Source organism: Corynebacterium sp. MSK150 (genome assembly GCF_030229215.1).
Lineage (GTDB): Bacteria > Actinomycetota > Actinomycetes > Mycobacteriales > Mycobacteriaceae > Corynebacterium.
The window spans coordinates 1-22484 of the sequence record NZ_JASPHM010000019.1; the positions used below are offsets into that span (position 1 = coordinate 1).

18 protein-coding genes and 1 tRNA gene are annotated in these 22484 nt (G+C 61.6%); 8 read left to right on the top strand and 11 right to left on the bottom strand.

Annotation, left to right across the window (positions count from 1 at the left end):
- Nucleotides 1-373 precede the first annotated feature (373 nt).
- A complete protein-coding gene (locus tag QP941_RS10440) occupies nucleotides 374-943 on the bottom strand; it encodes a TetR/AcrR family transcriptional regulator (protein ID WP_284868881.1) in 570 nt (189 codons plus the stop codon).
- A gap of 86 nt (nucleotides 944-1029) precedes the next feature.
- On the opposite strand from QP941_RS10440, the gene QP941_RS10445 reads away from it, so the two are divergent.
- On the top strand, nucleotides 1030-1575 hold the full coding sequence (locus tag QP941_RS10445; protein WP_284868882.1) for a GNAT family N-acetyltransferase: 546 nt from the start codon (nucleotides 1030-1032) through the stop codon (nucleotides 1573-1575).
- 6 nt (nucleotides 1576-1581) lie between these two features.
- Nucleotides 1582-2109, top strand: a complete 528-nt coding sequence (locus QP941_RS10450; RefSeq protein ID WP_250413527.1) for a GNAT family N-acetyltransferase — start codon at nucleotides 1582-1584, stop codon at nucleotides 2107-2109.
- 642 nt (nucleotides 2110-2751) lie between these two features.
- On the opposite strand, the gene QP941_RS10455 is transcribed toward QP941_RS10450, so the two are convergent.
- From QP941_RS10455 to QP941_RS10475, 5 genes are all read right to left on the bottom strand, one after another.
- A tRNA-Arg gene (locus QP941_RS10455) sits at nucleotides 2752-2827 on the bottom strand.
- 59 nt (nucleotides 2828-2886) lie between these two features.
- Nucleotides 2887-3168, bottom strand: coding sequence for a glutaredoxin domain-containing protein (locus QP941_RS10460; protein ID WP_284868883.1), 282 nt, complete (start codon nucleotides 3166-3168; stop codon nucleotides 2887-2889).
- On the bottom strand, nucleotides 3168-3698 hold the full coding sequence (locus QP941_RS10465; RefSeq protein WP_284868884.1) for a dihydrofolate reductase: 531 nt from the start codon (nucleotides 3696-3698) through the stop codon (nucleotides 3168-3170). Before QP941_RS10465 ends, QP941_RS10460 begins: the two co-directional genes overlap by 1 nt.
- A complete protein-coding gene (locus QP941_RS10470; RefSeq protein ID WP_284868885.1) occupies nucleotides 3698-4543 on the bottom strand; it encodes a thymidylate synthase in 846 nt (281 codons plus the stop codon). Before QP941_RS10470 ends, QP941_RS10465 begins: the two co-directional genes overlap by 1 nt.
- Nucleotides 4506-5264, bottom strand: coding sequence for a 3'(2'),5'-bisphosphate nucleotidase CysQ (locus QP941_RS10475; RefSeq protein ID WP_284868886.1), 759 nt, complete (start codon nucleotides 5262-5264; stop codon nucleotides 4506-4508). The genes QP941_RS10470 and QP941_RS10475 overlap by 38 nt, the downstream gene beginning before the upstream one ends.
- 35 nt (nucleotides 5265-5299) lie before the next feature.
- Here QP941_RS10475 and QP941_RS10480 point away from each other — a divergent pair, with 35 nt between their 5' ends.
- Genes QP941_RS10480 through QP941_RS10490 form a run of 3 tightly spaced genes read left to right on the top strand, consistent with a single transcriptional unit; the run spans nucleotide 5300 to nucleotide 11368 of the window.
- Nucleotides 5300-10099 carry an ATP-dependent helicase gene (locus QP941_RS10480; protein ID WP_284868887.1) on the top strand — a complete coding sequence of 1600 codons (4800 nt, stop codon included), beginning with the start codon at nucleotides 5300-5302 and terminating at the stop codon, nucleotides 10097-10099.
- A gap of 18 nt (nucleotides 10100-10117) precedes the next feature.
- The gene (locus tag QP941_RS10485; protein ID WP_284868888.1) at nucleotides 10118-10936 is read left to right on the top strand and encodes a DNA-formamidopyrimidine glycosylase family protein; all 819 of its coding nucleotides are present in this window, start codon (nucleotides 10118-10120) and stop codon (nucleotides 10934-10936) included.
- Nucleotides 10937-10954: 18 nt separating this feature from the next.
- Nucleotides 10955-11368 (top strand): YccF domain-containing protein, encoded by a 414-nt coding sequence (locus QP941_RS10490; protein ID WP_236882525.1) that lies wholly within the window; start codon nucleotides 10955-10957, stop codon nucleotides 11366-11368.
- Nucleotides 11369-11532: 164 nt separating this feature from the next.
- Here the strand turns inward: QP941_RS10490 and pgi are convergent, their stop codons facing one another.
- From pgi to QP941_RS10505, 3 genes are all read right to left on the bottom strand, one after another.
- Nucleotides 11533-13170 carry a glucose-6-phosphate isomerase gene (gene pgi, locus QP941_RS10495; RefSeq protein ID WP_284868889.1) on the bottom strand — a complete coding sequence of 546 codons (1638 nt, stop codon included), beginning with the start codon at nucleotides 13168-13170 and terminating at the stop codon, nucleotides 11533-11535.
- 86 nt (nucleotides 13171-13256) lie between these two features.
- Nucleotides 13257-14603 carry a Na+/H+ antiporter family protein gene (locus QP941_RS10500; protein WP_284868890.1) on the bottom strand — a complete coding sequence of 449 codons (1347 nt, stop codon included), beginning with the start codon at nucleotides 14601-14603 and terminating at the stop codon, nucleotides 13257-13259.
- A gap of 47 nt (nucleotides 14604-14650) precedes the next feature.
- Complete coding sequence (locus QP941_RS10505) at nucleotides 14651-14974, bottom strand: chorismate mutase (protein ID WP_023021988.1); 324 nt, start codon at nucleotides 14972-14974, stop codon at nucleotides 14651-14653.
- Nucleotides 14975-15071: 97 nt separating this feature from the next.
- Here QP941_RS10505 and pcrA point away from each other — a divergent pair, with 97 nt between their 5' ends.
- Nucleotides 15072-17597 (top strand): DNA helicase PcrA, encoded by a 2526-nt coding sequence (gene pcrA / locus QP941_RS10510; RefSeq protein WP_284868891.1) that lies wholly within the window; start codon nucleotides 15072-15074, stop codon nucleotides 17595-17597.
- Here the strand turns inward: pcrA and QP941_RS10515 are convergent.
- Both QP941_RS10515 and QP941_RS10520 read right to left on the bottom strand, forming a co-directional pair.
- Complete coding sequence (locus tag QP941_RS10515; protein WP_284844134.1) at nucleotides 17594-18352, bottom strand: M23 family metallopeptidase; 759 nt, start codon at nucleotides 18350-18352, stop codon at nucleotides 17594-17596. The genes pcrA and QP941_RS10515 overlap by 4 nt on opposite strands.
- Before the next feature lie 634 nt (nucleotides 18353-18986).
- The gene (locus QP941_RS10520; protein WP_284868892.1) at nucleotides 18987-19736 is read right to left on the bottom strand and encodes a M23 family metallopeptidase; all 750 of its coding nucleotides are present in this window, start codon (nucleotides 19734-19736) and stop codon (nucleotides 18987-18989) included.
- Nucleotides 19737-20149: 413 nt separating this feature from the next.
- Here QP941_RS10520 and QP941_RS10525 point away from each other — a divergent pair, with 413 nt between their 5' ends.
- Nucleotides 20150-21850, top strand: coding sequence for a cell division protein PerM (locus QP941_RS10525; RefSeq protein WP_284868893.1), 1701 nt, complete (start codon nucleotides 20150-20152; stop codon nucleotides 21848-21850).
- Between the two features lie 22 nt (nucleotides 21851-21872).
- A complete protein-coding gene (gene purN / locus QP941_RS10530) occupies nucleotides 21873-22481 on the top strand; it encodes a phosphoribosylglycinamide formyltransferase (protein ID WP_251068576.1) in 609 nt (202 codons plus the stop codon).
- The last annotated feature ends 3 nt before the right edge of the window (nucleotides 22482-22484 follow it).

The window sequence follows — 22484 nt, forward strand, 5'->3', positions numbered from 1 at the left end:
GACTCACAATGAACATCCTCTCCTACGGACACAAGATCCGTACAAATAGGGTGTCCACTAAACGAGGGTAACCTCATCTCTGAAGCGGCATCATCGATATATAGCACCCGACCCGAAATGTAGTTGCCTAAGTCAGGGTGCAGGAATGAGGCAAGTAGCAGTTTCATGGGCCCAGACTACGAAATTCTTGCCACTCCGACCATTCGAAGAGCAAAAGTCTCAAGATACCAACCGGAACGATGTCTCGAGGCTTCACATGGGGACAGTCGAGTAATCCCTAGCCCGGGCTACTCCACTACTGGCCCAGCTGAGCTTCCTCTCGCCATTTCTGAGTATTCCTCACACTGCCGCTGCCCGAAATGGGATGGTTCCGTCAAGACAAAAGTTTCTTGATGCCCTCGGAGAGGATCTCTTGTGGGCTAATGTGGTGCGCCGCGTGGAGGCGGGCATAAGTCGGCGCTTGTTCGGGGTTGATGGCAACACGCTTTTCGTCGGGCGCCATGGGCGCGGTCAGGGCGGCGCCGATCACTAGGTTTGATAACCGGTAGGCAGTTCCCAACGGATCCGAGACTCCCTCTCGTTCAAGCAGGACGCACATACGCTCAGAAAGGGCCAGGTAAGCAGGGCCTCTGGGGGCACGCATGCCGATGACCTGACCGGCCCACCGGTGGGTTGTGAGGTGCGTGAAGAAAGCTTGCATCAGAGCGGGCAGGTCGGCGTTGTTGATCGACTCGGACATCACGGGATCGTCTGCAAGCACTACATCGAGAGCAAGGTCGAACAAGTCGTCTACCGACTTCACACGGGAGTACAGGCTAGCTGGGGCGACGCCCACCTGTTGCGCCACAGCCCTCATGGTGAGTGCCTTCAAACCACCTTCGTCCAACAGTCTGCCCGATGCTCTTGCAACTTCCGCAATATCCACGGCGCGATGGCGTTGCACAGGTTTCCGATGTTCCCAGTAGCTCACCCCACCAGCCTAACCAAACATGCTTGAACCACCTATCCAAACTATGTTAGTTTTGGCACATGCTGGATGCTACCAACCTTCCGATCGCTCTTGAGAACACTCGCCTACGCCTTCTCTCCGAACTGGACGCAGACGCGTATGCAGCAGGCACAAAAGACGAAGCTGTGCGGCGCTTCGCTCATCTGCCTGAACCTGATTACACCCCCGAGTCCGTGCGACGGATGATCTGTGACGAGGTTGCGACGGGCCTCTCGTCCGGCACGTTGGCAGTCCTAGCACTTGCCGACGCCGAGACCGACCGGTTCGTGGGTTCCGTGGTTCTCTTTGACGTTAGCTCCGAGGCTGCCGAGGTCGGGTTCTGGATTCATCCAGGTGCGCGAGGGGAAGGACATGCCCGTCGGGGCTTGGAGCTGGCATCACGCTTCGCGCGCAACAGTGGACTTAGAACCTTGACAGCACGCACGCTTCCGGAAAACAAGGCCTCCCAGCACTGCTTGACGACGGCGAGATTCCGCGAGACCGGACGAGGCGTAGGGACCACGCCCGCAGGACAGCGCGGGGAATTGTTCCACTACCAGCGCGATCTCGTGACCGCCGCCCAGTAACCGTTGGTGACAGAACGACTTCGACTCCGTCTGCACGAGACAGACGATGTCGCATGGCTTCACAAGCTGTACTCGCAACCTGACGTTGCTCGTTTCCTGTTGGACGAGCCATGGACTGTGGAAGTTACCCGTGACAAGCTTACGGAGCGGCAATCAAAAACTGACCTCGATGGTGAGACTGCTGCACTTGCACTAGTCATCGAGTATGACGGCACCCCCATAGGAGACGTCGCACTGTGGCTTACAGATAAGGAGCACCGTCAGGGCGAGATCGGGTGGGTTTTGAACTCGGCATACGGTGGGCAAGGATTCGCAAGCGAAGCTGTTCGCGCGGTACTTGCTCTCGGGTTTGACCATTACCATCTCCACCGCATCACCGCGCAGATGGATGCCCGCAACAGCGCCTCCGCGGCACTTGCTAACCATGTTGGACTCCGGCTCGAAGCGCATCACGTCCAAGACTGGTTCAGCAAGGGCGAATGGACCGACACCCTCATCTACGCGAGAGTCGCCTCCGAGAACTTTAGCCAATAAATGGTGTCTGATTTGAAATGAGCAGCAGCTGGACGCCATTAGCGGATAGCGAACTCTAGTTGCGTTTTCGGGCACAGGTCTCGGATGGCAGTCCGCGCATAACAGGAAATGCCCACCTACTTTTGTAGGAAGAGGCATTGTTTCATGCTTTCGGGGGTTGTTTGAACAATCAAACCTAATTCTTCGAACCCCCAATGGTGCCCCAGAGTGTGTCTGAGTTCATGACATATTTGACAGTCTGTGCCTGAGGGAATCGTCGTGATGCTTGACAGGTCAGCCGCGACATATTTGACGCTTAGGGCTACCTTACCGTGTCGAGTGATACTTGACTGGTGAGTCGGGACATGTTTGACACTATGAACAGTCTTAATCGCAATATGGGAATCGTTAAAGCTGTACGCCATCAAGGTCGCAATCCAGTGGCGTCGAAATAAAGTGCGGCCATTTAGGACTTAAGGCACCTTCTCGAGCCCGAGAGGGAAATGGCTCCGCCCGTCACGCGTAGGTGTTCTTTACGACGTCCTGGTACTGCTGCTCGGAACGGTGAGCCCATACACTGACCGCCCGATCGAAGAAACCGGCACCCCAGAACAAAAAGCAACTGAGATGCCGGTTTGTCAACGATGTCGCGACTCATGACAATGGTGCCCCAGAGTGGATTCGAACCACCGACACCGGCTTTAGGAGAGCCGTGCTCTATCCCCTGAGCTACTGGGGCGGGGTTGCGTGTGCAACTTGGCTAATCATAGCAGTGGGGCAGGAGCGCCCCGAAATGGCTTAGTTGTCCGCCAATTCCTTCTGCTTATTGCGCACGGAGGAGGCCGGTGGGTTGGTCTCGTGGGTGCCATCGGAGTAGAGGACGGTGGGGATGATGCGGTTGCCGTCGTTGACGGATTCGATCCAGGCGTTGATGTCCTCGGTATTGTCGGCCTCGACGTCGACAAGCTCGTACGGGGTTTCGGTGCGGTCAAGGTTCTTAATCAGCTTGGCGCAGAATGGGCACCAGTCGGCGTAGAAGATGGTGACGTCGGAGTTGGTTTCTGGGGTAGCAACAGACATTAGGCTGCATCCTTTCGGTCGTAGGTTAAAAAGCGGTACTTGATGGGGAGATCGCTGGCCTCTTGGTCCGGTAGGGCGAGATGGCCCTTGTCGGAGGTGAGCCAGTCGGTGCTGTGGGCGAGGCCGAACTCCTCGGGGATGTCGGGGGCATAGATGGATTTATCGCCATAAACATTGCCGATATTGACGCCCATGAGGGTGACCTCAATGCGGTCCACCTGGTCCAAGGTGGCGGAGTAGATTTGGCCGCCGCCGAGGACCCAGGCGTCGGAAAGCGGGGGCATTGCGGTGAGCACCTGCGCGCCGGCGGACCACTGGCCGGGGGTGCGGGAGGAGAGCACGTAGTTCTCGCGGCCAGGAAGCGGGCGGAACTTAGGATTGAGGGACTCCCAGGTTTTCCGGCCCATGATGACCGGCGCGCCCATGGTTACATCCTTAAAGTGCTTGAGATCCTCCGGCACGTGCCAGGGCATTTGCTTACCATCGCCAATGATGCCGTCTAGGGACTGTGCCCAGATTGCGCCCAACATTAAACGGACACCTGCGCCTTGATGGTGGGGTGGGGATCGTAGCCCTCAATCTCAAAGTCGGCGAAGTCATAGGAGAACATGTCTTCCGCCTTGTGCAGGTTGAGCTGCGGGTAGGGGCGCGGCTCGCGGGACAGCTGCTCTTTGACCTGCTCCACGTGGTCGTTATAAATATGGCAATCGCCGCCGGTCCAGATGAGCTCGCCCACCTTGAGGCCGGCCTGCTGGGCAAACATGTGGGTCAGCGCCGCGTAGGAGGCGATATTGAAGGGAACGCCCAAAAACATATCGGCCGAGCGCTGGTAGACCTGCATGGACAAGGTGCCATCGGCCACGTAGAGCTGGAAGAGCAGGTGGCAAGGCATCAGTGCCATTTTGTCTAGCTCCGCGACGTTCCATGCGGAGACCAGGTTGCGGCGGGAGTCCGGGTTATTCTTCAGAGTGTCGAGCGCCTGCTGGATCTGATCAATGTGCTGGCCGTCCGGGGTGGGCCAAGAGCGCCACTGCACGCCGTAGACCGGGCCCAGTTCGCCGTTCTCATCCGCCCATTCATTCCAGATGCGGACTTTATTGTCCTGCAGGAACTTGATATTGGACTCGCCCTTGAGGAACCACAACAGCTCGCCCAGCACCGCATGGAAGTAGACCTTCTTGGTGGTCAGCAGCGGGAAGGACTCGGCCAGGTTATAGCGTAGCTGCGCGCCGAAAATGGAGCGCGTGCCGGTGCCGGTGCGATCGCCTTTGGGAGTGCCGGTTTCTAGGACCTTCTTCAGCAGATCCTCGTACGGGGTCTCAATCATGCGCACTAGTTTAGAATCCGCCGTGCTCCTCGGCAAAGGCCTGGGCATGCTCCAAGATCTCATCCTTGAGCTCGGGGCGGCAGATGAGGATATCCGGGATGAACGTGTCCTCATTATTGAAGCGGATCTCGGAGCCGTCGAGGCGGCAGCAGTGCAGGCCGGAGGCTTGGGCGACGCCCACTGGGGCGGCCTGATCCCACTCGTACTGGCCGCCGGCATGGATATAACCGTCATAATCGCCAAGCAGTACGTGCATGGCCTTCGCACCCGCGGAGCCGACGCCCACGGTTTCATAGCCCATCTTCTCCGCGATGTAGCCGGCTACCTTGGGCGGGCGGTTGCGGGAGATGACGAACTTCTTTGACAGCGGGCCGGTGACCGCGCGAACGTCCGAAGACTTAAAGGTAACGCCGAGATCCGGCAGGCCCACCGCCGCGTGGATAGGGATGCCATTTTCTACGAGGGCAATGTGCACCGCCCAGTCCTGGCGGCCAGTGGCGAATTCCTTGGTGCCGTCGAGCGGGTCCACGATCCATACGCGGTCCTTCTTCAAGCGGGTAAGGTCATCGGCGGCTTCCTCAGAGAGCATGCCGTCTTGGGGGCGGTGCTGTTCGAGGACGCGGGCGATCCATTCCTGGGCGGCTTCATCGCCGGCGTCGCCAAGCGAAAGGCCCCGCAGCAGGCCCCCGTTGCGCACGCCTTTAAGGATCTCACCGCAGCCCTGGGCGAGGGAATTGGTCAGGCGGGAATCAGAAATCTCGACGGTCATGGTGCCCACATTACAACGCGGACTAGAGTGTGGGCATGCCAGAAAACATCCTCGACCGCTTCCGGCCTCAAGTAGCGCAGTGGTTTCGGGATGTATTTGCCGCTCCCACCGCCGTGCAGGCGCAGGCCTGGGAGAAGATTTCCCGCGGTGAGCACGCCCTTGTGGTGGCGCCTACCGGCTCCGGTAAGACGCTCGCCGCGTTCTTGTGGGCGCTGAATAATTTGGTCGAGCGCGAGGGCCAGCTGGCGCTGCCGGTGGGCTCAGGGACTGCTGGATCCGCCGCCGGGGTGAAGGTGCTGTATATCTCGCCGCTCAAGGCGCTGGGCGTGGACGTGGAAAATAACCTGCGCGCCCCACTGACCGGTATTGCGCGCACCGCGGAGAACCTAGGGCTGGACGTGCCGGATATATCAGTAGGCGTGCGCTCGGGCGATACGCCGTCTGCTGAGCGTGCGCGGCAGGTGCGCAAGCCGCCGGATATCTTGATCACCACCCCGGAGTCGGCCTATTTGATGCTGACCTCCAAGGCAGCGGGGATTTTGAAGACGGTGGATACCGTCATTATCGATGAGATCCATGCCCTGGCCGGCACCAAGCGTGGCGTGCACCTAGCGCTGACCTTGGAGCGCCTGCAGCGGGTGGCAGGGGACTTCCAGCGCATCGGGCTTTCCGCCACCGTGCGGCCGCTGTCTGCGGTATCAAACTTCTTGGGCGGTAACCGGCCGGTGGAGATCGTGGCACCGGACGCAGAAAAGAAGTGGCAGCTGGACGTGCACGTGCCCGTGGAGGATATGTCCGATCTCCCCACGCCGGAGCAAGGCTCCACCATCGGGGAGATGACCGTGGATGATGCCATCGGGATTAGCGCGCCTTCAGTGGATGAATCCGCGCTGCCCACGGCGAAGTCCATCTGGCCGTATATCGAGGATGACCTCTATGCGGAGATCATGGCGCACCGCTCCACGTTGGTATTTGTCAATTCCCGCCGCACCGCCGAGCGGCTGACCAGCCGGCTCAATGAGCTCTATGCACAAGAGCATGATCCGGATTCGCTGTCACCCGAGACACGTCGGGACCCAGCCCAGCTGATGAAGCAGGTCGACGTCGCTGGCAAGGCCCCGGCGGTTATCGCGCGCGCCCACCACGGCTCGGTGTCTAAGGATGAGCGCGCGATGACTGAAACCATGCTGAAGGAAGGCACGCTCAAGGCCGTGGTGGCCACTAGCTCGCTGGAGCTGGGCATCGATATGGGTGCCGTGGAGCTGGTGGTGCAGGTGGAATCGCCGCCCTCCGTGGCCTCCGGCCTGCAGCGTGTGGGCCGCGCGGGCCACTTTGTGGGCGCGGTATCGCACGGCTCCTTTTATCCCAAGCATCGCGCGGATCTGGTGCAGTCCACTCTGACGGTAGCGCGCATGCGCGCCGGCCTCATTGAGGAGATGCATACCCCGCGCAACCCGCTGGACGTGCTGGCGCAGCAGACGGTGGCGGCCGTGGCCGCGGCCGGGGACGATGGGCTCGATGCCGATGAGTGGTACGAAATGGTCCGTCGAGCCTGGCCCTACCGCGACCTGGCGCGCGAGGTCTATGACTCCGTGCTGGACCTGGTCAGTGGCGTGTACCCGTCCACGGATTTTGCGGAACTCAAACCACGCGTGGTCTATGACCGCGTGACGGGAGTGATGACCGCGCGGCCTGGTGCCCAGCGCGTGGCCGTGACCAGCGGCGGCACGATTCCGGATAGGGGCATGTTTGGCGTATTCCTCTATACCGGCGCCGGTGAGGGCTCCGGTGGCGCCCCGCGCCGGGTAGGCGAGCTGGATGAAGAGATGGTCTACGAGTCCCGGGTGGGCGATGTTTTCACCCTGGGCGCAACCAGTTGGCGCATCGAGGACATCACGCGCGACCAAGTGCTGGTCACCCCCGCGCCGGGGCATACCGGCCGCCTGCCATTTTGGAATGGCGATGGCGCGGGTCGCCCCTATGAGCTGGGCAAGGCACTGGGCGAGTACCGCCGCGAGGTCTTTAGCTCGCCGGAAGTTATCGCGGATGCCGACGATAATGCGCGCTCCAATATCGTGGCCTACCTGCAGGAGCAAAACGAGGCCACCGGTGTTATTCCGGATGAAAAGACTTTGGTGCTCGAGCGCTTCCGCGATGAGCTGGGGGACTGGCGCGTGGTGTTGCATACCCCGTTTGGCCGGCCGGTGAACTCCGCGTGGGCACTTGCGGTAGGCGCCCGGGTGGGCGAGCGCACCGGCATGGACCCGCAGGCGGTGGCCGGCGATGACGGCATTGTGCTGCGCCTGCCGGAGGCAGAATCCGAGCCCGATGGATCCATCTTTGCCTTCGATGCCGATGAGATTGCCGATATCGTGGCCGAGCAAGTGGGCAATTCCGCGCTCTTTGCCTCCCGCTTCCGCGAGTGCGCGGCCCGCGCGCTGCTCTTGCCTAGGCGCAATCCCGGCAAGCGTGCGCCGCTGTGGCAGCAGCGTCAGCGAGCCGAGCAGCTTTTGGACGTCGCCCGCAAGTACCCGTCCTTTCCCATCATCCTGGAGACGGTGCGCGAGTGCGTCCAGGACGTCTACGACGTTCCTGCGCTCACGGAGGTCATGCGGGAGCTGGGCCACCGCCGCATCCGCATCGCGGAGGTCACCACCGAGCAGCCTTCTCCCTTCGCCTCTTCGCTGCTATTTAACTACACCGGCGCGTTCATGTACGAGGGCGATTCCCCGCTGGCGGAAAAGCGCGCGGCCGCCCTAGCCCTCGACCCAGCGCTATTAGCCAAGCTGCTGGGCACGGTAGAGCTGCGTGAGCTGCTCGATCCGGAGATCATCGCCGAGGTCCACGCCCAGCTCCAGCGCACCGATGCCTCGCGCCGGGCTCGTACCACCGAGGAGGTGGCGGACGTGCTGCGCGTGCTGGGGCCGGTTCCCGTCGACGAGCTGGGCGAGCACACCGACGTGCCGGTATCCGCCCTGGACCAGCTGCGCACCCGGATTATGCGCGTGCGCATTGGCGGGCGCGAGCACCTAGCCCAGGCCCAGGACGCACCCCTGCTTCGCGACGCCCTGGGTATCCCCATTCCTCCCGGCATCCCCGCCCAGGTGGCCACCATTTCCGATGCCCTGCCACAGCTGGTCTCGCGCTGGGCGCGCACCCGTGGACCGTTTGTGCTGCGCGATCTCACCGAAGCCTTCGGCATTTCCGTCTCCGCCGCGCACACCGTCCTTGGCACGCTCGATGGGGTAGTAGAAGGCCGCTACCGACAGGGAGTGGAGGAGCAGGAGTACTGCGCCGCAGCGGTGTTGAAGACGATTCGCTCGCGCTCGCTCGCCGCAGCTAGGGCTGCCACCGAGCCGGTCTCGGGCGCTACCTTCGCCCGCTTCTTGCCGGAGTGGCATAGCATCGCCCCGGCCGGCAAGCGCCCCGCGCTGCGCGGGGCGGATGGCGTCTTTTCCGTCATCGAGCAGCTCGCCGGGGTGCGCCTGCCCGCCTCTGCGTGGGAATCGCTCATCCTGCCCGCCCGCGTGGGCGATTATTCTCCCACCATGCTCGATGAACTCACCTCCAATGGCGAGGTGCTCATCCTAGGCGCCGGCAAGGCCGGTGCGGCCGACCCATGGATCATGCTGCTGCCCTCGGACTATGCCGCCCAGCTCGCCCCGGAAACCGATGCCGAGGGGGTGAGCATGCTGCAGCGCGCTATCCTCGACGTCCTTGGCCGCGGCGGTGGCTTCCTCTTTGCCGATATCGCCGCCGAGGTCCCCGGTACCACCGAGGAGACCCGCGAGGCCCTCTGGGGGCTAGTAGAGATGGGCCTGGTTAGCCCCGATTCTTTCGCGCCTCTTCGTACCCGGCTGGCTTCCGGCGGCTCGCGCTCAGGCCGCACCGCGCACCGCTCGAAGCGCCGGCCCACCCGCTCCCGCCTGCGCATGGGGCGCACCTCCTTCGCCCAAGCGCAGAACACCGCGGCGGCGCAGACCCCGCCCGATGTCATGGGCCGGTGGTCGCTTGCGGTCCCTGCCGCCACCGATGCCACCTCCCGGTCCGTCGCCCACGGCGAGGCCTGGCTCGATCGCTACGGCGTGCTCACCCGCGGCTCCGTCGTGGCCGAGGATGTGCTCGGCGGTTTCGCGCTGGCCTATAAGGTGCTCTCCGGCTTCGAGGAATCCGGCAAAGCCATGCGCGGCTACGTCATCGACGGCCTCGGCGCCGCCCAATTTTCCACGCCCTCCATTATCGACCGCCTGCGTGGCTTGGCCGATTCCCCGGATGTGACCGGCTGGCCCTCTGGCACCACCGAGCCCGAGACTTATGTCCTCGCCGCCTGCGACCCGGCCAACCCGTACGGCGCTGCCTTGCCCTGGCCGCAGCGCGACGACGCCGACGGCAAAGCCACCGGCGGGCCCACCCGTTCGGCCGGTGCGCTGGTAGTGCTTATCGACGGCCTACCCATCGCCCACCTCACCCGCGGCGGCAAAACCCTCACCACCTTCATCGAATCGCTGCCCGACGGCATCGACGCCGCCGAGGTCTATCCCCGCTTGGTCTCTGCGCTGACGGACATGGTGGCGAGGGGAGTGTTGTCCCCGTTGGTCGTCGAAAAGTGCAATGGCAGCCCCATCCATAAAACCGATGCGGCGGCTCACCTGCGCGAAGCCGGCGCCGGGATTACGCCGAAGGGCGTGCGCATCTCCGCTCGCGCCGCCGCCCCGCGCACCCCGCGCGCAGGCCGCCGGGCATCCGAGGCCATCGAAGAACTCAGCTTTGATGATCCACCGCCGGCTCCGCGCAATAATGGTGGATTCCGTCCGCGCGGCGGGTACCGCCGCTAAAGATCCACAGGAGGTGTTATGCCCGAAGGCGATTCCGTCCTGCAGCTATCCAACCGACTGCAGTTTATGGCCGGCCGCGAGGTCACCGGTTGCTCCGTGCGCGTGCCGCGCTACGCCACCGTTCACCTCGATGGCATGGTGTGCGAGCGCGTCTGGCCCTACGGCAAGCACCTGTTTATGCAATTCGACCAGACCATCGTGCACACCCACCTCAAGATGGAGGGCACCTGGGCCATCCACTACGCAGGCGATCGCTGGCGCAAGCCCGGACACACCGCCCGCATCGTGCTGCAGCTGGCCAACTCGCCGCGCGATATCGAGGTCGTTGGCCACCAGCTAGGCTTCGTGGACATCTATCCCGCCGACCACTACCACCAGCGCATCGCGCACCTCGGTCCGGACATCCTCGACCCCGACTGGGATCGCGAGGAGGCCCTGCGCCGGCTCAACTCTCGGCCGCAGCGCGCCATCGGTGCGGCGCTGCTCGACCAAAAGGTCGTCGCTGGCATCGGCAATGAATACCGCGCCGAGGTCTGTTTCTTGGCCGGCGTGCATCCCGCCACTCCAGTAGCCGAGGTAGATACCGCCCGCATCCTCGATATCTCTCGGCGCATCATGTGGGCCAACCGAACCTCCCCGGTGCGCGTGACCACCGGCGTGCGCCGCGCCGGGGAGACCACCTACGTCTTCGGACGCAATCGAAAGCGCTGCCGCCGCTGCGGCACGTTCATTACCAAGGGCGCGCTCGGCGGCGTGGACCAGGGCGGCGACGAAGGCGAACTCGAGCGCATCATCTGGTGGTGCCCGCACTGCCAGCCGCTTCACCGCTCGGCGTAGGCCGCTAGGGTGGGGGCTATGCGTACCCTTCTCAATATCATTTGGTTCATTACCGGCGGGTTCCTTCTCGCCCTGGCCTACTTCATCTTCGGCATTATCGCCTGCATCTTTATCGTCACCATTCCAGCGGGCGTGGCGTCGTTCCGCATGGCTAACTTCGCCCTGTGGCCATTCGGCCGCTCGGTGGTGCAGCCGGTAAAGGGCAGTGGCTCCATGTCCACCTTCTCCAACATCGTCTGGTTCGTGGTCGCCGGCCTGTGGCTGGCCATTGGCCACGTCACCACCGCGGCGGCACAGGTAGTGACCATCGTGGGCATCCCGGCCGCCCTGGCCAACCTGAAGATGATCCCGGTGACCTGTTTCCCCTTCGGCCGCCGGATTGTGAACTCGGAGGACATTCCTTTCGGCTGGGAGCCGATGGTCAAGCTCTAAGCTGCATTCCGCTGACAAAACAAGCACGTTTCGCCCAATTTCGCCTTGATTTTGGGCAGAACGTGCTTGTTTTGCATTGCGGGGGCCGAAAGAGGCCAAAAAGCGGCCGCGTTATCCGTTCCGCCGAGTGGCTGGGCGGGGATAACGCGGCTAAAAGTGGGCCTTTAGCGGTTGGAGCGGTACCAACCGATGAGCTCATCGGTGGACTGGTCGCCGGAGTTGGCAGCCTCAGCGCCGGAGACAGCCGGAGCCAGGTCATTCGCCTGCTGCTTGCCCAGCTCCACGCCCCACTGGTCAAAGGAGTTGATATCCCAGATAATGCCCTGGGTGAACACGATGTGCTCGTAGAGGGCGATGAGCGCGCCGAGCACGGCGGGGGTCAGCTCCTCAGCCAGGATGGTGGTGGTCGGGCGGTTTCCCGGCATGACCTTGTGCGGCACGATGGCCTCGTCTACGCCTTCGGCCGCGATTTCTTCTGCGGTCTTGCCAAAGGCCAGCACCTTGGTCTGGGCAAAGAAGTTGCCCATGAGCAGGTCATGCATGGAGCCGGAGCCATCGGCGGTGGGGAAGTCCTGCTTCGGGCGAGCAAAGCCGATGAAGTCCGCCGGGATGAGGCGGGTGCCCTGGTGCATGAGCTGGAAGAAGGCGTGCTGGCCATTGGTACCCGGCTCGCCCCAGTAGATTTCCCCGGTGGACGGGGCGGTAACCGCGGTGCCATCGCGGCGCACGGACTTGCCATTGGATTCCATGGTCAACTGCTGCAGGTAGGCCGGGAAGCGGCCCAGGTCCTGCGAGTAGGGCAGCACGGCGTGGGTCTGGGCGCCGAAGAAGTTGGTGTACCAGACACCGAGGAGGCCCATGAGCGCCGGGACGTTTTCTTCCAGTGGAGTGGTGCGGAAGTGCTCGTCCATGGCGTGGAAGCCCTCGAGGAAGCGCATGAAGTCCAACGGGCCGATGGTGCACATGAGGGAGAGGCCGATGGCGCAATCTACGGAGTAGCGGCCGCCGACCCAGCTCCAGAACGGGAACATGTTCTCGGTATCGATGCCGAACTCGGCTACCTTCTCCGCATTGGTGGACACGGCGACGAAGTGCTTGGCCACGGCGGACTCGTCACCATCGAATTGCTCGATGAGCCAGCGGCGCGCGGCGTGCGCATTGGTCAGCGTCTCCTGGGTGGTAAAGGTCTTGGAGGCGATGATAAACAGGGTGGATTCTGCATCGAGGCCATCGAGCGTGGCGGCCATATCGGCCGGGTCCACGTTGGAGACGAATTCGGCGGAGATGCCAGCGACCTCATAGGAACGCAGCGCCTTGGCCGCCATGGCCGGACCAAGGTCAGAGCCGCCGATGCCGATGTTGACCACCTTTTTGATGGTGTGGCCGGTATGCCCCAGCCAAGCGCCGGAGCGCAGCGCAGTGGCAAAATCACGCATGCGGCCCAAGACCTCGTGGACATCGGCGGCAACATCCTGGCCATCAACGCTCAAGTCATCTTCGACCGGGATGCGCAGCGCGGTATGCAGCACGGCGCGATCCTCGGTGTTATTAATGTGCTCGCCGGCGAACATGGCATCGCGGCGGGCCTCAAGGTCGGCGGCCTTGGCTATCTCAACCAGCTGCTTGACGATGTCCCCGTCGATCAGGTTCTTCGACAGATCGACGTGCAGCCCGGCGGCGTCGAAGGTGAAGTTGCGGGCGCGGTCTGCATCGGCGGCAAAAAGCTCGCGGAGGTTGAGGTCCTTCTTCTCCTCATATACCTTCGCGAGCTCGCTCCACTGGGCAGATGCGGTGATATCCATGGTGGTAGGCCTTTCTGGCAACTAGCGCATTGGCAACATGTACCTCTCCCACCGTAGTCCAGAAAGCGCCACCGCGTCGGGCCGTCTTAGAGGATGAGTGCGCCTACCCAACCGGCGATAAGCAGTGGGATATTGAAGTGGATGAAGGTGGGAATGACCGAGTCGCGGATGTGGTCGTGCTGGCCATCCGCACCCAAGCCCGCGGTAGGGCCGAGGGTGGAATCGGAGGCGGGAGAGCCGGCGTCGCCAAGCGCGCCTGCCGTGCCAATAAGCGCCACGGTGGCTGCGGGGCTAAAGCCCAACGACACGCACAGCGGTACATAGATAACGGAAATAATGGGCAGGGTGGAAAAGGACGAGCCGATGCCCATGGTGACCACGAGGCCCACCACCAGCATCGCGCCGGCGGAGAGGACCTTATTGGTGCCAAAGAGGTTAGCGGTGGCATCCACCAGCGGGCCGACCTCATTGGTAGCCGTCATGACCGAGGCAAAGCCCTGGGCGGTGATCATGATGAATCCGATGAGCGCCATCATCTTCATGCCATTGGTAAAGACGTCATCCGCGTGCTTCCAATCCACCGCGCCGGTAAGCAGCAAAATGCCCAGGCCGGTTAGCGCGCCGACCATGAGGCCATCGGATTCGAAGTCGAGCGTCTGCATGACGATCTGCACCGCAAAGGTGGCAATGATGGCCACGACAGAAACCCACACCTTATAGGCAGAGGGGGCCTCTTGGTGTTCCTCAGCCGTGATGGGCAGGTTTTCATAGTCGCGCGGCTTGCGGTAGCTAAAGAAGATAGCGATGAGTAGGCCAGCGAGCATGCCGAGCGCCGGTACGCCCATAACCTGCATGATATTGATATCGGAGGTATCAAGCCCTGCCTGCTGGATATTAAAGAGCAGGATGTCATTTAAGTAGATGGAGCCAAAGCCCACCGGAATGAACATGTAGGTTGTGATAAGGCCGAAGGTCAGGCAGGTAGTAATCAGCCGGCGGTCCAAGCGCAGCTTATTCATCACTGTAAGTAGCGGCGGGATGATGAGCGGAATGAAGGCGATGTGGACCGGGATGAGGTTCTGGCTCATCACGGACATGGCGATGAGCCCGAGGATGAGGATCCACTTGGTGGCCAAGGCGGCCTTGGGGTCTGCTTCGCCGCTGCCGCCGAGCTTGCGGATGAGGAAATTAGCTAGGACCTGTGGCAGCCCGGCCGAGGCCACGCCCATGGCAAAAGCGCCCAAGAGGGCATAGCTGAGGGCAATCTTGGCGCCGCCGCCCAAGCCATCTTGGAAGGCGACCATGGTGGCATCGAGGCCCATGCCCGACAGGAGCCCGCCGACGATGGCTCCTAGGAAGAGCGCTACCACCACATGCACGCGCAGGAGGGCGAGCACGAGCATGACTATGACGGCGACGAGAACTGCATTCATGCTAATTCAGCGTACTGCATAGTATCGGCTGGGTCGTAATTATTCGGCTAACCCAGGCGGCCGCGGCCCATCCGCAGTAGCGCCGAGGCGATGGTGGGGCCTTCTTCCCCAAGTTCATCGCGGAACTGATTCAAAATGGCGATCTCGCGCGTGTGAACCAGGCGGGTGCCGCCGGAGCTCATGCGGGTGCGGCCAATAGCCTGAGAGACTTCCGTGCGGCGCTTGGCGGCATCCAAGATGATGCGGTCCATGCGGTTGATTTCTTCGCGATACTGCTGGATCTCCGCATCAGATAGGGGATCATCCGTACCCGAAGGCGTGCGGATGTCCAGGCCGTTATCGACGATGTCCTTGTTATCTTCTGCGGTCATAAGACCATATTGTGCCACCCGCCCGCGCAAAAGGAAATAGCAGCTCGCACGGCGGATACGGGGCGTGTCCGGTGGGGCTAGTAGGTTGGAAGGCATTATGAACGAAAACTCTCCTTTTAGCCCTTCCCCGTCCACCGGCGGCGCACCCACGCCAAGCCCCTTTGGCGGCTTCGGCGCACCGCGCGCAGCGAGCCCGCATTCCGAATCCCCCGATGCCTTGACCGAGGGTCTCAACCCGCAGCAGCTTGAGGCCGTTACCCACTCGGGCAGCCCGCTGCTTATCGTGGCCGGCGCTGGTTCCGGCAAGACCGCCGTGCTTACCCGCCGCATTGCCTATCTCATGCGCCATCGCGGGGTGAACCCGTGGGAGATCCTCGCCATTACCTTTACTAATAAGGCCGCAGCGGAAATGAAGGAGCGTGTGGGCGGGCTGGTAGGCCCCGTGGCTGAGCGCATGTGGGTATCTACCTTCCACTCCATCTGCGTGCGCATCCTGCGCCAAAATGCGCAGCTGGTGCCGGGGCTTAATACCAACTTCACCATTTATGATGGCGATGATGCCCGCCGGCTGTTGTCCATGATTGCCAAGGACATGCAGCTGGATCTGAAGAAGTACACCCCGCGTGTGCTGGCCAATCAGATTTCTAATCACAAAAACGAGCTCATCGGTCCCGAATCCGCGCTGGAGAAGGCGCAGCAGACCAAGAACCCATTTGAGACCACCGTGGCCCAGGTCTATGCCGAATACCAGCGCCGCCTGCGCGCGGCCAATGCCGTGGACTTTGATGATCTCATCGGTGAGGTGGTGCGGATTTTCACCCAGCACCAGCAGGTGGTGGATTTTTATCGCCGGCGTTTCAAGCATGTGCTTATTGATGAGTATCAGGACACCAACCATGCCCAATACGCCCTGGTTGCCGCGCTCGTGGGTAGGGGAGAGCTCGGTCCGGATGCGCCGGAGCTGTGCGTAGTGGGCGATTCCGATCAGTCCATTTATGCCTTCCGCGGCGCGACCATCCGCAATATTCAAGAATTCGAGCGCGACTACCCGCAGGCGCACACCATCTTGCTGGAACAGAATTATCGCTCCACCCAGACCATTCTCAATGCGGCCAATGCTGTTATTGCAAAAAATGAGAACCGCCGCGAGAAGAACCTGTGGACCGCCCACGGTGAGGGCGAGCAGATCGTAGGCTATGTTGCCGATAATGAGCACGATGAGGCGCGGTTCATCGCCTCTGAAATCGACTCCTTGGCGGATAAGGGCCGCAGCTATTCCGATATCGCGGTCATGTACCGCACCAATAACGCCTCTCGTGCACTGGAAGATATCTTTATTCGTTCCGGTATTCCGTACAAGGTTGTGGGCGGCACGCGCTTTTATGAGCGGCGCGAAATCCGCGATATGGTGGCCTACCTGCGCATCTTGGATAATCCGGACGATACGGTGAGCCTGCGCCGCATTATCAATGTGCCCAAGCGTGCCATTGGTGACAAGGCGCAGGGGCATATTGCCCTCCATGCGGAAAACCACGGCATTAGCTTTGGCAAGGCGCTTGCCGATGTCCCCCGGGGCGACGTCCCTGGCCTTGGCACCCGGGCCATCAATGCGGTGGGCAAATTCAACGACATGATGGAAGGTATCCGCAATCAGATCCCGTCCATGCGCGATGAGGTTACCGGCCAACCGGATTTGGGCGAGCTGCTTTCCGCCATTTTGGATGCCACGGGATACAAGGCGGAATTGGAAAATTCGAATGATCCACAGGACGGTGCGCGCCTAGATAACCTCAACGAGTTGGTATCGGTGGCGCGCGAATTCACCTCGGAGGCGGCCAACCAGCTTGCCGCATTCGGTGCGGATGCAGTGGACCCCTCCGAGCTAGTAGAGGAGGGCGAAGCTGCGCCCGGTTCGCTGCAGGCATTCTTGGAAAAGGTGTCGCTGGTGGCCGATGCTGACCAGATTCCAGATTCCGAGACCGGTGTGGTCACCATGATGACTCTGCACACCGCCAAGGGCCTTGAGTTCCCCGTAGTCTTTTTGACCGGCTGGGAGGATGGTCAATTCCCGCATATGCGCTCACTGGGTGACCCGAAGGAATTAAGCGAGGAACGCCGCTTGGCCTATGTCGGCATTACCCGCGCTCGCGAGCAGCTGTACCTTACCCGTGCCATTTTGCGCTCGGCGTGGGGCAATCCGGTGACTAATCCCGCCAGCCGCTTCCTCGGCGAGGTCCCAGAAGACCTCATCAACTGGCGGCGCGAAGACTCCGATAGCTCCCTGACCGGCGCGTGGGGCGAGGACGACTACCAATATGGTCGTTCCTACGGCCGCGACTGGTCCGGGTGGGGCAGTGGTGGTTCCAGGTCTGGGTCGCGCCGTGGAGGGTGCGCTGCGTCTTCCCCATCGCAGCGCACCAGCAAGCCGGCGGCGACCTCGATGCCTAAGAACAATAACCTCAACCTAGCCGTGGGTGACCGCGTCAATCACGCCAAGTACGGGCTCGGAACTGTCATTGAGACGTCCGGCTCCGGCAAGCGCGCCACGGTCACCGTGGACTTTGGTTCTTCCGGTAAGGTCCGGCTGATGCTCATCGGCGGAGTGCCGATGGAAAAGCTTTAGACCGAAATGCCGCGCTCGTTGAACCAGGAAACTGGGTCAACGGGGGCGCCTCCGCCTGGGTGAATCTCAAAGTGGAGGTGCGGGCCAGTGGAGTGGCCCTCGTTGCCAATGCCGGCGATTTCCTGACCCGCGGTCACGCGCTCGCCCACATTTACCTTGAGCTGGTCTGCCGGCATGTGGCCGTAGACGGAGATGGTGCCGTCATCGTGCTGGATGCGGATCCAATTGCCAAAGCCCTGTGCTGGGCCGGAGTTGATGACGGTGCCGTCCATGACCGCCAGAATCGGGGTACCCACGGAGTTCGCAACGTCGATGCCGTTGTGCATCGTGCCCCAGCGCGGGCCGAAGCCAGAAGTAAGCGTGCCGGAGGTAGGAAAGACCACGGTATTGCCCGCGGAGTCCTTGCCGCGCTTCGTGGTGAGTCCGGAGTGATTCCCCTGCGGTGCGAAAGCTTCCTTCAGGCCCGGTACAGTGCCCGGGTCTAGGACGATATTGACGCCGCCGGATTCGTTTCCATCTACCTGCGGAGTAGCCTCGCCGTTCAATACGCCTACGGTGGTGGTGGCCAGGCCAACAAGGGCGTCGACCACGCCGGCGTTATCTACATTGGTAGCGGTGGGCTCGGAGGAGCCGTCCGATACGTCCACGCTAGCCACTGGCTCTGCAGCAAAAGCGGTGGTGCCGGTAGCAAGTACGGTGCCAAGCGTAACGATGCTCAGCGCCACGTTCTTGCGTGCGCGGTTCATGCGCTTCATAGTTAAAGTCCTTTTCATGGCTGTGCATGGTCTTGGGGCGCCCAAATCCTAGAGAGGATGGCGTCTTTGAACTGCCAACCGCGACACGCCGAAAGCCGAAATGCTTGCGCTCGTAATCGCTCGTGGCAACGAGTTAAAAGGTAGCCCGCTCGAATGGCCCGCGCAATCTTAAAAAACGCTGGTAGCGGCGGAAATATTTCGAAATCTTTCGAACATGCCAGCTTGTTGCGCGTGTTACGAATGTGACTGGAGGGGCGTCTGTAAAGTATTGGTTTAGGGTCTGGGGGTAGGCTTCGGGGGTGGATGTGCCGCTCTGGGAATAGCGTGTCGTGTTCAGGGCCATCGATTGGCGAAAAATGCGCATTTACCTGCGACAAGTCTGCGTACTGGACTTGCCTGTGTGGCGCAAGATGTGCTGTGGGCCCGGTGCTGGGGTGCTTGCCTTGGCGAGGCTTGCCCTTTGTGGGCGGCGCAATGGGAATGCCGGGACGCCCCTGAGGAGTCTTGGGAAAGGCTGGCTGCAGCCTAGGTGGTCGGGAGCTGTCGCTGGTGCCTTTAGCGAAATTGTGGACATGAAAAAGCGCCGCAGGGAAAGCCACTGCGGCGCTTAACAAGAAGGTATTGGGGGTGGGTCTTAGAGGTCGATGCCTCGCTCAGCCAGCCAAGGCTGCGGATCGATTGCCTCGCCACCGTTCGGGTGAACTTCGAAGTGGAGGTGGGAGCCGGTGGAAAAGCCCATCGAGCCCATGCCAGCAATCTTCTGGCCGGCGTGCACGTGCTCGCCAACGGCAACGTCAAGAGTTTGCATGTGACCATAAACGGTCATGGTGCCGTCGTCGTGCATGATGCGGATCCACTGGCCAAAGCCGGAGGCTGGACCGGAGTCGATGACCGTACCATCCATGACGGCAAGGATTGGGGTGCCGGGAGAGTTGGCGATGTCGACGCCCTTGTGGAAGGTGCCCCAGCGCATAGCGAATGGGGATGTGAATGCGCCTTCGGCAGGGCGAGCTACGGACGGAGCGCGAGCAGCCTCGTCGGCAGCGGCGCGCTCTTCAGAGGCCTGAATGGCCTTGTTGAGTTGATCGGTCAGATCAGTAACTGGCTTAGCCTCAGCCACGTTGAGGATCTGTGGGGTGGTATCAACCGGAGCCGCAGCAGCATCCTCAACTTGGGTGGAGTCAGAGGCGAGCTCGAAGTCAACGGACTGCGTCTTGGTGGTGGCCGCGTCATCGGACTGGATGTTTGCGGCGGCTGCGCCACCAACGCCGGCCGTGGAAACTGCACCTGCCGCAACCGTCATTACGGCAATGCGGCCCTTCGTGGTCTGCGAGGTGACAATCTTGCGATGGCGGCCGGCGCCACGCTGAACTTTGCTTCGCATTAGGTCTTCTTTCGTCATTTTCACAATCTGCGCAGAACGAGTGTTACGTCCCCACCGAGTTAGTTACGAGATTGTGACCTTCTTGTTACCAACGAGATGTAACAGTAGCGTCTCGAAAAGATAACAGCAACCCAAATTAAAGAATTTTCAGGCTCGCCTTGGGGAAATTGTCCACGAGCAGGCAACATGGGGCACACGGAATGTTATTAGTGCGATAAAGATCCCACGCGAGCTCCGCGTGCGTCACGCAAAACTAGCGGCCTTTTCCTTCAATAGTATTACCGCCAGAGTTAAGGGTGTGAAACCAGGGTAGATTTTATACTCCTTATATATTTGTATAGCCCAGGTACAGGGGTTGCCGCCGGTGATTTTGCGAGTGCCTCGTCGCGCCACCCCGATTTCACTTCCGGAAGGTGGCAAAGTGGACGCCGATGAACAAAAACACCAGCCCCCAATCTCGGTCAACGCCCCGCCCGCGTAGCCAGGCGCGGGGCCGTACGGTGCGCGCGGAGCGCACCCCACGCGCGCCTCATCCCAGTGGGTCACGCCAGTCCTCTGGATCGGCGCAGCGCGTCGCTCGCAAGGCCGGCTCCAAGGCCAAGGCGCGCCGTACGCCCGCGCCGTTGACCAAAGCCGGGCGCATTCGCCGCATGCTCATTACGGCGGCAGTGTCCAACGTGGTTATTGTCCTTATCATTATGGCCATCGCGCTTGGCGGTCTCATGCTCACCGGCTCTCCCATGGCGTGGTGGTACACCATCGTGGCGGAGGCCTGGATGGTCTTTAACCTCGCCCCGGTCTCTGCGGCTGATGTGCATATTTCCTTCCTGCCGGCCTTGCCAGCGCTTATTCTCGCCGCGGTGGTGGCGGTTCGTGTGCGCAGCGCGGTAAAACACAAGGTCAGCGTCAAGGACCTGCTTACTCTTTTGGCCTGCGTGCTTGGTGTGCCGGTGGTATTTACCATCATCGCGTGGCTGATGCTGTGGGATGCGGGCAAGGTCTATGACGTCTCCCCGCCTAATCTGGCGCAGGCGTTGCTGCGCGTTATTGTTCTGCATCTGGCCGCCATGGCGTCCGGTATGGGGTGGCGCTTGTGGCGGGCGTTGGCCAAGCGTTATGGGGTACCGCGCCCGCTTGTCGACGCCACCCAGATCGCCCTTCGCTATCTCGCCTACCTGGCCATTGGCGCAGCCGCAGTCTTTGCGGTGGTATTCCTTGTCAATGTCTCCCGCCAGGGCGAGATGATGAATGACTATCCTACGATCTCCGGCTTAGGCATTGCCGGACTCGTGCTGCTGAGCGTGCTCTACATTCCCAATGCCATCGTGAGCACCGCGGCGGTATTGGTGGGCTCGGAGTTCTCCGTAGGCGAAGGCTCGGTAAGCCTCTTTAGCGCCCACCTCGTGCCGCTGCCACCGCTGCCCATTACCGGCGGCATTCCTGCCTCCGCGCCCAGCTGGGCGGTGGCGCTATTGATCGTCCCCCTCGGCGCTGCAATCTACTCTTTGTACAAGAAACGTCCGAGCTTTCAAGACGTCCTCGTAGCTACGGTGGCCTCCGCAGTACTCATGCTGGTTGCCTGCTATCTTGTCAGCGGTGACCTTGGCTACTACGGCGCGACCGGCCCGCAGCTGTGGACTGCCGCAGGCCTTACCGCCCTGTGGATGGCTGTCGTTGGTTGTGCCGTTGCCGCAGGCTTCGCCTTCGTGGCCTGGCGCGCGGCCCGCACGGTACCTGGTGCGGACCCAGCCGCCGATGAGCCCGCTGCTGATGCCACCACTACCGAGGTGACCGATGCAGCGACCGCCGAAACTGACGACGCCCCCGCCGAACCGGAGCGCGAGCCCATCACCGATCCGGAAATCGTTGATGCCGAGGTAGTCGAGGACGAGCCCCAGGATTCCGCACCTGGCGAGGCCGCAGGGGAACCGGAAGAAGAGCAGAAAGAAGAGGACACTCCAGCTGAAGAAACAGCAAAGCAGCAGGATGAGGCTGAGGAGGGCAATGAAAGGGGCGTCGCCAAGCCGCTGAGCCAACAGCTCAAGGACCAAATGGGGGAGAGTGAGCAGGACTCCGCGGGCGAAGATTCCCCCGAGGAGGGGGAGAGGGGCTAGGCTATAGCGCGTGACTTCACCGATGCCTCCGCGCTATACCGCTGACCCTGAACGCCTCCGAGTGGTGGTGCTCGTTTCTGGAACGGGTTCCCTGCTACAAGCCATCGTGGATGCCCAGGCCGGGCATTACCAGGTAGTGAAGGTGGTGGCGGATAAGGAATGCCACGGTATTGCGCGCGCACAGGGCCACGGGATTGAAACCGAGGTCGTGGCGCTGGGTGCGGATCGCGCCGAATGGAATCAACGTCTGGTTGACGCAGTAGATGCTGCGCAGCCAGACGTTGTTGTTTCTGCGGGCTTTATGAAGATCCTGGGCCAGGAATTCTTGGACCGCTTCGAAGGCCGCACCATCAATACCCACCCGGCGCTACTGCCTGCCTTCAAGGGAGCGCACGCGGTGCGCGACGCCCTAGATTATGGCGTGAAGATCACTGGCTCTACCGTCCACTTTGTGGACGCGGGCGTGGATACCGGCTCCATCATCGCGCAGCGCCCCGTTGTCATTGACGCGGACGATGACGAGTCCACCCTCCATGAACGCATTAAACAAGTAGAGCGCGATCTCATCGTGGAGGTGCTGCGTGCAGCTAACGTCCACGACGAGAAACTAACTATTCAACTCGCAGACTAAGAC